The sequence below is a fragment of the Dyella flagellata genome, assembly GCF_030160275.1.
Classification (GTDB): domain Bacteria; phylum Pseudomonadota; class Gammaproteobacteria; order Xanthomonadales; family Rhodanobacteraceae; genus Dyella_B; species Dyella_B flagellata.
Genome location: NZ_BSOA01000018.1, coordinates 95,385 through 107,935 on the forward strand (window position 1 = coordinate 95,385; position 12,551 = coordinate 107,935).

Sequence of the window (12,551 nt, forward strand, 5' to 3'; positions counted from 1 at the left end):
ATCCTGGGGCGGTCGGCGAAGCGCAACCTTTAGCTCGTCCGCAGCGGCAGAATCTGGTTTCTGCAGTGTTTATGGCATGCAAGTACCGGAGAGCCTGATGGCGAACGAAGTCGTCGATCAAGGCCGCCGCCGCTTTCTCACTACGACCACCGCCGTGGTGGGAGGAGTAGGCGTAGTGGCGGCAGCTGTGCCTTTCATTAAGTCGTGGGAACCCAGTGCAAAAGCGAAGGCCGCCGGCGCTCCCGTTACCCAGTCACTCAAGAAGATCGAGCCGGGCCAGCAGCTGATCGTGGCCTGGCGCAGTCTTCCTGTGTTCATCGTCAATCGCTCGCCAGCTCAGCTCGCGGCGCTGCCCAAGCAGGATGGCCGTCTGGTCGATCCCGGCTCAGACGGTGCATCAGCCGACCAGCAACCCAAGTACGCCCAGAACGCCACCCGTTCGATCAAGCCGGAGTGGCTGGTGATGATCGGCATCTGCACCCATCTGGGCTGCGTGCCCGACTATGTGGGCGAGATGAAGGCCGAGCCGTTCGATCCGAATTGGCAGGGCGGGTATTACTGCCCCTGCCATCACTCGCGCTATGACATGGCCGGCCGCGTCTACCAGGGCGTACCTGCGCCGAAGAACATGGCGATTCCGCCTTATCACTTTGTCGACGATGCCACCGTGCAGATCGGCGTGGATGCGGAGGGAAATGCGTAATGGCCAACGTCTTCTCGAACGCTTTTTCTTCCTTGGGCGAATGGGTCAACGAGCGCGCACCCGGCTTGATGCCGGTGTACCGCAAGCACATGACCGAGTACTACGCGCCGAAAAACTTCAACCTCTGGTACTACTTCGGTTCGCTGGCCCTGCTGGTGCTGGTCAACCAGATTGTCACCGGCATCTTCCTCACCATGAACTACGACCCGAGCGCGAGCGGCGCGTTCGACTCGGTGCAGTACATCATGCGTGACGTGGAGTGGGGCTGGCTGATCCGCTACATGCACACCACGGGGGCATCGTTGTTCTTCGTGGTGGTCTACCTGCACATGTTCCGCGGCCTCATGTACGGCTCGTACCAGAAGCCGCGCGAGCTGGTGTGGCTGCTCGGCATGCTGATCTTCCTGGTGCTGATGGCCGAAGCCTTCATGGGTTACGTGCTGCCATGGGGCAACATGTCGTTCTGGGGCGCGAAGGTGATCGTGTCACTGTTCGGCACCATCCCGGTGATCGGCAAGGATCTGGTCGAGTGGATCATGGGCGACTACCTGCCCGCCGACGCCACGCTCAATCGCTTTTTCGCCCTGCACGTGATCGCGCTGCCGCTGGTGCTGTTGCTGCTGGTGGTCTTGCACCTGGCCGCTCTGCATGAAGTGGGTTCGAACAACCCCGATGGCGTGGACGTGAAGCACGGTCCGAAGGGCAACCGCTGGGATCCGACCAAGCCGGCCGACGGCATTCCGTTCCATCCGTATTACACGGTGAAGGATCTGGTCGGCGTAGGTCTGTTCCTTGCCATCGCCGCCTTCATCATCTTCTTTCAGCCGACCTTCGGCGGATGGTTCCTCGAACACGACAACTCGGTGCCGGCGAACAACCTTGTCACGCCGGCGCAGATCAAGCCAGTGTGGTACTTCACCGCGTTCTACGCGATCGTGCGCATGATTCCTTCGGCCTTGGGCACCGCGGTGTGGGGCGTGCTGGGCATGTTCGGCGCGATTGTGCTGCTGTTCCTGATGCCATGGATCGACGGCGGCAAGGTCAAGTCGATCCGCTATCGTGGCACCGGCTACAAGGTGGCATTGGGCTTGTTCGTGCTGGCGTTTTTCGGGCTGGTGCTGATCGGCACCGATTCCACCGCCGAGCTGATTCCGATGCTGTTTGGCGCGGGCGTCGACGTCACCTCGCTGGAGAACCTGTTCGGCCGCGTGATGGTGCTGATCTACTTCGGATTCTTCGTATTCCTGTGGCTGTATACGCATCTTGGCTGGGAAAAGACCAAGCCGGTTCCGGAACGGGTGACGACGCATGACTAAGCGCTACATTTCCTTATTCGCGCTGGCGTTTGGCCTGCTGCTCGGCACCTCGGCCGCCATGGCCGAAGGTCCGGAACTGCCTGATGCAGGCACCAACCTGCGCGATACGGCTTCGCTGCAGCGCGGCGCGCACATCTTTTTCAACTACTGCGTAGGCTGTCATTCACTCAAGTATCTGCGCTACGAGCGCATCGCGGACGACCTCGGACTGACCCAGGACGAGGTGATGAAGAACCTCGACTTCACCGGGGGTAAGTTCGGCGATCCGGTGGTTTCGCACATGCCGCCCGAGGACGCGCAGAAGTTCTTCGGCAAGGCGCCGCCGGATCTCTCGCTGGAGGTTTCGGCCAAGGGCGAGAATTGGGTATTCGCCTATCTCAATGCCTTCTACCTCGACCCCAAGAGCCCGATCGGCTGGAACAACACCGTCCTGCCCAATGCGGCCATGCCGTTCCCCTTGTGGGAGCTGCAGGGCGAGCAGGTGCCGGTAATGAAGCCGGCTACCCCGGGCGACGATCCGCAGATCGAAAAGCTCACGCTGCTTCATCCCGGCAAGCTGACGCCGGAGCAGTACCAGCAGGCCGCCCGCGACGTCACCAACTTCCTGCAATACGCCTCCGAGCCGGCCGCGCTTGAGCGTCGCCATTACGGCATCTGGGTGGTGCTGTTCCTGCTGGGCTTCACCTTCCTGGCGTACTTGCTGAAGAAGGAATATTGGAAGGACGTCCACTGACGTCCCCTTAGAAAAGCTAAAGAAGGGACTTGTGGCCGCGGGGTGGCACACGCCATCCTTGCGGCCAAACTTAAGGGGAGGAAAGTGCATGGTCCAGAACGCTCGTTCCCGGACGGTACTCGCCCTGTACACCGCTGCCGATGACATCCAGTGTCATCGAGTGCGGCTGGTGCTGGCCGCGAAAGGAGTCGCCTATGACCTGGTCGTGGTCGACCCGGCCAAGCCCTCCCAGGACCTGCTCGATCTGAACCCCTATCACACCCTGCCGACCCTGGTGGATCGCGAGCTTACGCTGTACGACACCTCCGTCGTGTGCGAGTACCTCGACGAGCGCTACCCGCATCCGCCGCTGATGCCGATCGATCCGCTTTCCCGCGCCAGGTTGCGGCTGGCGGCGGTGCGTATCGAACGCGACTGGCTGCCGGAAATCGAACATATCAAGGCTGGCGGCCGCCCAGCGGACGTGGCTCGCAAGCGACTGCGCGAACAGCTACTGACCGCATTGCCCTTGTTCAAGGCGTCCAAGTTCTTTCTCAATCCGGAAATGAGCCTGGCCGATTGCCTGGTGACGCCGGTGGTGTGGAGGCTGCCCTCCCTGGGGGTCGACCTGGGTCGCGAAGGCAAGCCGATCATGGACTACGGCGAGCGCCTGTTCCACAGTCAGGGGTATGCTCGCAGTCTGACGGCACAAGAAAAGGCTTTGAGGACCCTCTGATCTATTCCTAGGTACCCGTCACCGCACGGTATGCGCGCCTCGCTTCGTCGCGGCGGCGAAGGCATACTGGTGGTATATGTCTAGACGGCGGGGCGAAGCGAGGCGCGCATGCCGTGCGGCCCCAACATTTAGAATTTAAAGACGGGGTGACGTCCAGAAGGCCCGCAGGACGTGCCACGTGGCTTGAACAGACGGCCTTACTGCCCTGTGCCACGCGACACGCCCTGCGGGCCTTCTGGACGTCATGCCGGGCACGTAGGAATAGATCAGAGGGTCCTTAAGGTGACCAACCAGCAACACCCAAATATGAGTTCCAATCGCCCGTACCTGCTGCGGGCGATCTACGACTGGATCAGCGACAACAACCTCACCCCCTACATGCTGGTCGACGCCACCCGCAATGGCGTGCGGGTGCCGCCGCACGTGATCAAGAACGGGCAAGTGGTGCTCAACCTGGCCATGCGCGCCGTCGCCAACCTGGACCTGGGCAACGAGTGGATCAGTTTCCAGGCGCGTTTTTCCGGGGTCAGCCACAGCATCCAGATTCCGGTGCCGGCGGTGCTGGCCCTGTATGCGCAGGAAAACGGGCAGGGCATGATGTTCCCGGCTGAAGACGAGGAACATAGCGGCGAGCCGCCGAGCGACACGCCGCCTTCGCCGCCCGAGCCGGAACCGCCTACCGGAGATGGGGACAAGCCGAAGCGGGGTGGTGGCTCGCATCTGCGGGTGGTGAAGTAGCTTTCGTTCCTGCCCGGAAAGGGGAGGCTAGCTGTCGAGCTGCAAGGTATCGGCCTACTCCTATAAGCCGTGCCGGATGCTTGCGATAGCCGCCCCCAGGCATTTCCTCTAAGGTATCGGCTTTCTCCTACAAGCCGCCTCGCATGTCCGACGTCCACGAGCATCCGGATCACCTCCGTCGCAGCCTGTCCAATCGCCATCTGCAATTGATCGCCATCGGCGGCGCGATCGGCACCGGCCTGTTCATGGGCTCGGGCAAGACGATCAGCCTGGCCGGGCCTTCGATCCTGCTGGTGTATCTGATCATCGGCGTGATGCTGTTCTTCGTGATGCGCGCGATGGGCGAGCTGTTGCTGTCGAACCTTCAGTACAAGTCGTTCATCGACTTTTCGACCGACTTGCTGGGTCCCTGGGCGGGTTTCTTCTGCGGCTGGACGTATTGGTTCTGTTGGATCGTCACTGCCATCGCGGACGTGATCGCCATCGCGTCCTATGCGCAGTTCTGGTTCCCTGGCCTGGTGCCGTGGGTGCCGGCGCTGTTGTGCGTGTTGTTGCTGCTGGCGCTGAATCTCACCGCCGTACGCGTATTCGGCGAGCTGGAGTTCTGGTTTGCATTGGTCAAGATCGTCGCGATCATGGCCTTGATTGCGACCGGCTTCGGCATGGTGGCGTTCGGGTTTACCTCGCCCTCGGGCCATCATGCTGCGCTGGCCAATCTGTGGAACGATGGCGGTTTGTTTCCCACTGGCGTAGGCGGTTTCTTCGCCGGTTTTCAGATCGCGGTATTCGCCTTCGTCGGCATCGAGCTGGTGGGCACCACGGCGGCGGAAACGGCCGATCCTACGCGCAACCTGCCCAAGGCGATCAACTCAATCCCGGTACGCATCATCCTTTTCTATGTGCTAGCGCTGGTGGTGATCATGGCCGTGACGCCGTGGCGCCTGGTGCAGCCGGGCAGGAGTCCGTTCGTGGAGTTGTTCATGCTGGCCGGCATTCCCGCGGCAGCCAGCCTGATCAACTTCGTGGTGCTGACTTCGGCGACCTCTTCAGCCAACAGCGGCATCTTCTCCACCAGCCGCATGCTCTACGGCTTGGCTGAGGAAAGCCACGCACCGCGCGTGTTCGGACGCTTGTCGCGGGCGGCGGTGCCTTCGTATGGTCTGCTGTTTTCCTGCATCTGTTTGCTGCTGGGTGCCGCACTGATTTACGTGATCCCCAACCTGGTGACGGCTTTTACCCTGGTGACCACGCTGTCGGCGGTGCTTTTCATGTTCGTGTGGTCGCTGATCCTGGTGGCCTACATGGCGTACCGCCGCAAGCGACCGCAGTTGCATGCCGCTTCCACCTACAAGATGCCGGGCGGTGTGCTGATGTGCTGGGTGTGCCTGGCGTTCTTCGCATTCGTGCTGTGGCTGCTGACCTTGCAGGCGGATACGCGCCAGGCCCTCGTGGCCAGCCCGGTGTGGTTTGTCATCTTGGCGGTGTCTTACTGGTGGAAGGGACGCCGTGCAGCCGTTTCCGCTCCCCTTCAAGGCGAGGGTTAGAGTAAGTCGCATCGTTGTGCATTGGCGATGCGCTGCATCGTGAGGCTTTTCTCAAGGGATCGGCTTTCCCTTACAAGCTGCTGCGCGCGTTAGCGATTCCTGCCTTGCAGCATTTTCTCTAAGGTGCTGCCATTTCCTGCAGGTTGCTCCGCATGTCCGCCAGCTCTTCTCACCCCGACCACCTCCGCCGCAGCCTGTCCAATCGCCATCTGCAATTGATCGCCATCGGCGGCACGATCGGTACCGGCCTGTTCATGGGCTCGGGCAAGGCGATCAGCCTGGCCGGGCCTTCGATCCTGCTGGTGTATCTGATCATCGGCGTGATGCTGTTCTTCGTGATGCGCGCGATGGGCGAGCTATTGCTCTCTAACCTTCAGTACAAGTCGTTCATCGACTTTTCGACCGACTTGCTGGGTCCCTGGGCGGGCTTCTTCTGCGGCTGGACGTATTGGTTCTGTTGGATCGTCACTGTCATCGCGGAGGTGGTCGCCATCGCCTCCTATGCTCAATTCTGGTTCCCTGGCCTGATGCCGTGGGTGCCGATACTGCTGTGCGTGCTGTTGTTGCTGGCCCTGAATCTTACCGCCGTGCGTTGGTTCGGTGAGTTGGAATTCTGGTTCGCGCTGATCAAGATCGTGGCGATCATGGTGTTGATCGTGGTCGGCTTGGGCATGGTGATATTCGGGTTCACCTCACCCTCGGGCCAGCATGCCCAGCTGGCGAATTTGTGGAACGACGGTGGCTTGTTCCCTACCGGCATAGGTGGTTTGTTCGCCGGTTTCCAGCTCGGCGTATTCGCGTTTGTCGGCATCGAGCTGGTAGGTACCGCTACGGCGGAAACGGCCGATCCCACGCGCAACCTGCCCAAGGCGATCAACGCTATTCCGCTGCGCTTGCTTTTGTTCTATGTGCTGGCGCTGGTCGTGATCATGGCGGTGACACCGTGGCGCCTGGTGCAGCCGGGCAGGAGTCCGTTCGTGGAGTTGTTCATGCTGGCCGGCATTCCCGCGGCAGCCAGCCTGATCAACCTCGTGGTGCTGACCTCGGCGACCTCCTCGACCAATAGCGGTGTCTTTTCCACCAGCCGCATGCTTTTCGGGCTGGCCGAAGAAAACCACGCACCGCGTCTGTTCGCGCGCTTGTCCCAGGCCGCAGTGCCTTCGCATGGCTTGCTGTTTTCCTGCATCTGCTTGCTGCTGGGCGCCATGCTGGTTTACCTGGTGCCCAATTTGGTGACGGCTTTCACCCTGGTGACCACGCTGTCGGCGGTGCTTTTCATGTTCGTGTGGTCGCTGATCCTGGTGGCCTACATGGCGTACCGCCGCAAGCGGCCGCAGCTGCATGCCGCCTCCACGTACAAGATGCCGGGCGGTGTGCTGATGTGCTGGGTGTGCCTGGCGTTCTTCGCATTCGTGTTGTGGCTGCTGACCTTGCAGGCGGATACGCGCCAGGCATTGCTGGCCAGCCCGGTATGGTTTGTGCTGCTGGCTATTGCATATGGATGGAAAGTGCGCTGCGCCGCGAGGGCGGCGCCCTCTCCCCTTGGGGAAGAGGGCTAGGTAGCTTGCCGGAAGCAGGACTGACATCCCAGTCATGCTCGTTTTTGACGCGCTGTCGGCTACTGAAAAACAGCAACCTGTCCCATTCCTGTACGGCAGAAAGCTGGAATACATCCTTCCAGAGTGGTGGGATAGAAACCGGGAGCGGGGCCGGAAAGACAATTCACATACGGTGATATCGCCCCTGTTTGACCTGCGCTAGCGGGATCGGCGGATCGCATAACGCACCTCCCCATAACGGTCAGCTTTGCAGAAACCATGCCTGCAACCGTAGTTCCATAATAGGACGTGCCAATGGTAAAGAAATTCTGGTTGACAATTACGCTGGTGTTAGGCGCTACAGGGGTTACGTAATTGGGAGTTGCCTGCAAGCCGCCGGAGATATTTGTCTGACTTTCTCCATTATTTTTGAGTTTGGGCGACTCTTTGAATGTGCCGTTCACTATGGCGCCAGCTTTAGGCAGGTATTTAGAAGCTTTTGAATTGGGTTGTTTACAAGACCCACCATCCAGTGTCTCCTCGCTAATGACGACCTGAGACTGATTGGTAACGTCTATGCCTCCCATTTTTTGACAGATTTTTTGTCGATATACATCAGCGTCTTCAGGCTGTTGCCCCGGCACCAAGAGTAGGTCGCCATTTTCCAATTTTTTTAGCACCTGCCCGATCCGTATTTTCTTGTCAGGTTCGTCAGGGCTGTCGACTTCGATCGAGCGGCGAATGATGGTCTCACCATCGGCATTGATTTTTTCGGCATAAGAGACGACGCCGGGGACCGTGGCAGGAGTAAATTTCTTGTCTTCGGCGTTTTGTTGTTGTGCTGTGCCGAACGAGGGAAAAGTGGCGCAAAGCAAAGCACCAGACGAAATGACCATATATGATTTCATGAGGCATCACCTGCAATGTAATGAAATTGGAGTGATGTGGGCATCAGGTGTTACGGTCCACGCCAGGAATGCGGCAGCAACCAAACCCAGGGACATAGCATTGAATGGCGGGTTCATAAAAGCTACCTCGATCAAGAGGGACGAGAGCGTTCATAAGAAAAGCGTCATCGCTAAGGCGCAAGGACTAAGCCTTGAAATTTAGCGCTCGCGTGCAAAAAAAGTCATTTGAGACAAATCGTAGGTCATGCGGAATAGTGAGTCACGCGTAGGTGTGGTAAACAATTGGGATGTTTGGCCTGCGCGAATCCGACTCCACTCCTTTTCGAGAAGAAGCGTAGGCTGAGATGGCAATCCCTGCATTGGCGTGCTGGCAAATATCGTGATGCTGGGATTGTCATCCAAGCCTACGGTGTTTGCCCCCGTTAATGGCGGATATCCCGGTCATGGTCATGTCGGCGAAACGGCAACACATTGCCGCCTTCGACTGTCGAAGTTTCATGTGTCGGATATTCCGGCGTATACAGCTCGACAGTGGGAAGTATCAGCGCTGTCAGCACTGAGTCGATCATCCACAGATGGCCCGCTTCGCGGTCGTTGCCGTCAATGCTTACTTCAAAACTGTAGCGGCGCTCCAGCACCCGCTTGCCGCGGAAGCGGCGCACCCGCAGGCCACTCATGCCCACCGTTTCATCCAGCAACTGCAGGCCGTGCTGTTGGCAGCGCCAACGGGCTTCCTGAATGGCGCGATCGCGGGCACGACTGAGCACCAGCCAAGTGCCGGCGATGGCCAGCAGCACGAGCAGCAGCAGTAAGGTAGCGAAGTCGCCCATAACTCCAGTGTGTGGGCGACCGGCCCGCCTCGCAAGTCAGCTGATTTTCAAACGGAGCGAAAGGTCGATGGCCCGCACATGCTTGGTCAGCGCACCGACCGAGATGTAGTCCACGCCGGTGCGCGCGTAGTCGCCGATGCTTTGAAGGTCGACGTTGCCGGAGATCTCCAACGGTACGCGGCCATCGGCTTGCGCGACGGCCTGCTGCATCAGTGGCAAGCTGAAATTGTCCAGCATGATGCGGTCCACCCCGGCGTCGAGCGCCTGCTGCAGTTCGTCCAGGTTTTCGACTTCTACTTCCAGCAGCAGGGTAGGGTGCAGCTGACGGGCGGCCTGGACTGCTGCGGCGATGCTACCGGCGGCGATGATGTGGTTTTCTTTGACCAGGATGGCGTCGTAAAGACCGATGCGATGGTTGTGGCCGCCGCCGCAGCGAACAGCGTATTTCTGGGCGAGGCGCAAACCCGGCACAGTCTTGCGGGTATCGAGCACGCGTGTCCTGGTGCCGGCCACGGCAGCGACGTAGGTTGCCGTGATGGTGGCGGTGCCGGAAAGCATCTGCAGGAAATTCAGTGCGGAGCGTTCGGCCGTAACGAGGGCGCGAGCATTGCCATGCATCTCGCAAACGATGGTGCCGGGCGTTACCTGGTCACCGTCGTTGACGCGCCAATGGATGCGTGCCTGCGGGTCGAGCTTGTGCACGCAGGTATCGAACCAGGGAATGCCGGCGATGACCGCTTCCTCTCGGCAGGTGAGTGCGGCGAAGGCTTGTGCGTCGGCGGGTAGCAGACTGGCGGTGGCGTCACCGTGGCCGATGTCTTCGGCAAAAGCGCGTTCCACATCGGCGTCGATCAGGCGCTGGTCGGGCGGGACGAATCGAAAGGTTTGACTCATGCGGGAAGCAAAGGCACGTGGTGGGAATGTCGCGCATGCTACTCGCATGGGGGTAGAAACGGCACTGCACTGGCAGTGTCATAGGCTGGGACGAAATCCCAGCATCGTCGTGTGGCGCGAAAGCTGGGATTTCATCCCAGCCTACAGGAGCGGCGGGCGTGCAGCCCGTTTAGGGCGCCTCGCCCGGACGGGCCTCTTCGTGACTCAAGCGATCCACGATCGCATCCATCGCGCGATCGAACAGCGCGTTGGATGCCAGGATCCGCGCGCGGCCTTCCGCCATCACCAAGGCCAATTCATAAGGCGAGAAATCCCCCACCTTCAAGCCGCGGCGATTGACGAACAGGTAGCGTCCGCTCATCGGGCTGATCCACGACAGCTTGGCGCGCTCGAAGTGCTCGTCCTGGCCGCTGAATTCCAGCCAGGTGCCCGGCTTGAGCGCCTTTACCAGTTCGAGCTGCTCACGCACATCCGGCGCAATGCTGTCTTCGGCCGGGTCGTTGGTCGAATCGTCCTCCAGGTCGGCCGCGCTCTCGGCGATCGGCTGGATGCTTTCCGGAATCGGCAGCGGCGCAGGCGCGGCTGCGGCGGCTTGCGGTTGCGCCGATGCGGGGGTTGGTTCGCCTAGCTGCTGGCGATAATAGCCGTGCAGCTGGGCGAGCAGTTTCTCGATGTCGGCCTCCTGGAAGGCGACGTTCGCCAGGCCTTTGCGCAATGCGCGCTCGATGCCCGGTAGCAGTTGCCGCAGATCGCGCTTGGCTTCCGGCGTGCGCACCGGTCTGGTGCTGGCGATGAAGGCATCGACAAAGCGCAGCGCTTCGCGGAATTCGTTCGATTCCTCGCCCTTGCGCAGGATGGTCAGTACCAGGTAGTTCGCCCATGCACGCGACAGCACGCCGTGGATCAGCGGTGGCAGTACGTTGTCACCGATGCGGTTGAGGATTTCGCGCGCGGCACGGCGGCGCGCCTGTTCCAGTTTCTCGCGGCCGCGGGTGGACTCCGCCACGCGCTGTTCGGCGAGTTCCGCGCGACGGCGGTTCGATTCCTGGAACTGCTGCAATTCGGCCGAAAGACGATCGAAGATCGACATGTCATCATCGAATTCCTGCAACAGGCGTTCGACGATGGCCTTGACGGTGTCGTGCAGGCGGCCGTCGCGGTCCGATTCTTCCGACCAGCTCTTGGCCGCTTCGGCCAGGCCGTCCAGCAAGCGGCGCGCAGGGTGCTGCCGATGCGCGAACAGCTTGCGGTCGAGGATCGCGGCCTTGAGATAAGGAATCTGCAGGCGCGCCAGCAGCACCTGCATCTGCGCCGGCAGGTTGCGGTCCTCGAGTATGAACTCGAACAGCATGCCGACCAGGTCGATGGTGTCTTCATCGATGGTGGCGATCTGCCCCGGACGCTGGCCGCGCAGCGAGCCGAGCTGCAACATCAGCTGTTCTTTGAGCTGCAATACCTGCTCGGCAATGTCCGACGTGTTCATGGTCGTGGTTGCCGCCGGCTGCGGCATCGGCACCATGGCCGCCTGGCTTTGCAGCACGCTGAGCGCGCCGATCAATTCGTTGGCGGTCGGCAGCGGCCCCATGGTCATCGCCGACAGCGGCACATTCGGGTGCGCGCGGCGTGCCGTGAACAGGGTGCGCAGCGTCTGCAGCAATTCGGCCGAGGCCTCGCTGTCGTCAGCCGGCAGCGGTTGGGGAACTTCGCCAGCCGCCGTGGCAGCAGTTGCCCCAGCGGCAGCACCGGTACCGGCGCTTCGCACCACTTCGTGGCGCAACTGCGGCAGCACTCCCGCGCGCATCAGTTCGGCGTTGACTTCCTGGTACAACTCCTCCAGCGCAGCCATCACATAGCGATCGAACAGCTTGTAGATGATCAGCTTCACGCGCATGTCGGCGTTCAGCTCTCGCATCGCCTGGCGGAACGCCTGCGAGAGCATGGCCGGGCCGATCGGATTGCTGGCGTCTTCGATGCGCGTGCCGCCGCAGATGACCGACAGGCGCTGGTTCACGGCGAACAGGTCACGCGTCAGGCGCGTCTCGTTCTTGCCGATCATGCTGGTGATGGCCAGCGACTCTTCCAGCTCGTTATCGGCTACCAGCGACAGCTCCACCGAACCGGGCTGCGGCGCAGGGGTGCTGGGGCCAGTGTTGGCGCCGGCCGGCCGGGTACCGCTGGCAAAGTCGTTCAGCTCGCGCGCCACCAGGGCCAGAAAAGCGCGCTCGATCACCGGCCGACGCTTGCGCACCTCGCGCATGCCGTCGAAGTAATGCATTTGCGCGGCATTGTTCTCCGCCTTCTCCGCCAGATCGAACAGGGCGTCGTCGACGTGCTCGAACATGTTGCCGACGTATTGCTGCAGGCGGCGGGAGGAGATGTTCCGGACAGCATTCAACAGGTCGCCCCCGCGTCCGCTGGATGGGTCCAGCCGTTGGCTAAGATTGACTACGTTGGAGGATTCGTTGGCTTCTTTCATCGCCACACCCCTGTGGTTGGCTCGCTAGGCCTTGTTTGAATGCTGCCGACAATGGCTGCTGATCGCCTTTGCCGACCGCGGACGATCGTTACAGGGATGCTGCCGATGCTCGGAACATAAGCGAAAACCCATTTCACCGCCATGTCCCAAGTCATG

General features: G+C 60.9%; 11 protein-coding genes. 7 read left to right on the forward strand and 4 right to left on the reverse strand.

From position 1 onward, the window contains the following. Positions 1 to 97: 97 nt before the first annotated feature. From petA to cycA (QQJ96_RS10785), 7 genes are all read left to right on the forward strand, one after another. Positions 98 to 703 (forward strand): ubiquinol-cytochrome c reductase iron-sulfur subunit, encoded by a 606-nt coding sequence (gene petA, locus QQJ96_RS10755; protein ID WP_284331995.1) that lies wholly within the window; start codon positions 98 to 100, stop codon positions 701 to 703. Next, positions 703 to 2,019, forward strand: coding sequence for a cytochrome b (locus tag QQJ96_RS10760; protein WP_284331996.1), 1,317 nt, complete (start codon positions 703 to 705; stop codon positions 2,017 to 2,019). Before petA ends, QQJ96_RS10760 begins: the two co-directional genes overlap by 1 nt. Continuing rightward, entirely contained in the window at positions 2,012 to 2,752 is a 741-nt protein-coding gene (locus tag QQJ96_RS10765) for a cytochrome c1 (protein WP_284331997.1), read from the forward strand. Before QQJ96_RS10760 ends, QQJ96_RS10765 begins: the two co-directional genes overlap by 8 nt. 88 nt (positions 2,753 to 2,840) lie before the next feature. Then, positions 2,841 to 3,467, forward strand: coding sequence for a glutathione S-transferase N-terminal domain-containing protein (locus QQJ96_RS10770; protein WP_284331998.1), 627 nt, complete (start codon positions 2,841 to 2,843; stop codon positions 3,465 to 3,467). A 306-nt stretch (positions 3,468 to 3,773) separates the two neighbouring features. Then, complete coding sequence (locus QQJ96_RS10775; protein WP_284331999.1) at positions 3,774 to 4,205, forward strand: ClpXP protease specificity-enhancing factor; 432 nt, start codon at positions 3,774 to 3,776, stop codon at positions 4,203 to 4,205. A gap of 143 nt (positions 4,206 to 4,348) precedes the next feature. Further along, positions 4,349 to 5,749 (forward strand): D-serine/D-alanine/glycine transporter, encoded by a 1,401-nt coding sequence (cycA, locus tag QQJ96_RS10780; RefSeq protein ID WP_284332000.1) that lies wholly within the window; start codon positions 4,349 to 4,351, stop codon positions 5,747 to 5,749. 152 nt (positions 5,750 to 5,901) lie between these two features. Further along, on the forward strand, positions 5,902 to 7,308 hold the full coding sequence (gene cycA / locus QQJ96_RS10785; RefSeq protein WP_284332001.1) for a D-serine/D-alanine/glycine transporter: 1,407 nt from the start codon (positions 5,902 to 5,904) through the stop codon (positions 7,306 to 7,308). Positions 7,309 to 7,367: 59 nt separating this feature from the next. On the opposite strand, the gene QQJ96_RS10790 is transcribed toward cycA (QQJ96_RS10785), so the two are convergent. The 4 genes from QQJ96_RS10790 to QQJ96_RS10805 form a co-directional block, all read right to left on the reverse strand. Further along, positions 7,368 to 8,195, reverse strand: a complete 828-nt coding sequence (locus QQJ96_RS10790) for a hypothetical protein (protein ID WP_284332002.1) — start codon at positions 8,193 to 8,195, stop codon at positions 7,368 to 7,370. Positions 8,196 to 8,617: 422 nt separating this feature from the next. Continuing rightward, entirely contained in the window at positions 8,618 to 9,025 is a 408-nt protein-coding gene (locus tag QQJ96_RS10795) for a DUF3301 domain-containing protein (RefSeq protein WP_284332003.1), read from the reverse strand. Positions 9,026 to 9,061: 36 nt separating this feature from the next. Then, entirely contained in the window at positions 9,062 to 9,919 is an 858-nt protein-coding gene (gene nadC / locus QQJ96_RS10800) for a carboxylating nicotinate-nucleotide diphosphorylase (protein WP_284332004.1), read from the reverse strand. 169 nt (positions 9,920 to 10,088) lie between these two features. Beyond that, positions 10,089 to 12,395 carry a DUF1631 domain-containing protein gene (locus tag QQJ96_RS10805; protein ID WP_284332005.1) on the reverse strand — a complete coding sequence of 769 codons (2,307 nt, stop codon included), beginning with the start codon at positions 12,393 to 12,395 and terminating at the stop codon, positions 10,089 to 10,091. Between the last annotated feature and the right edge of the window lie 156 nt (positions 12,396 to 12,551).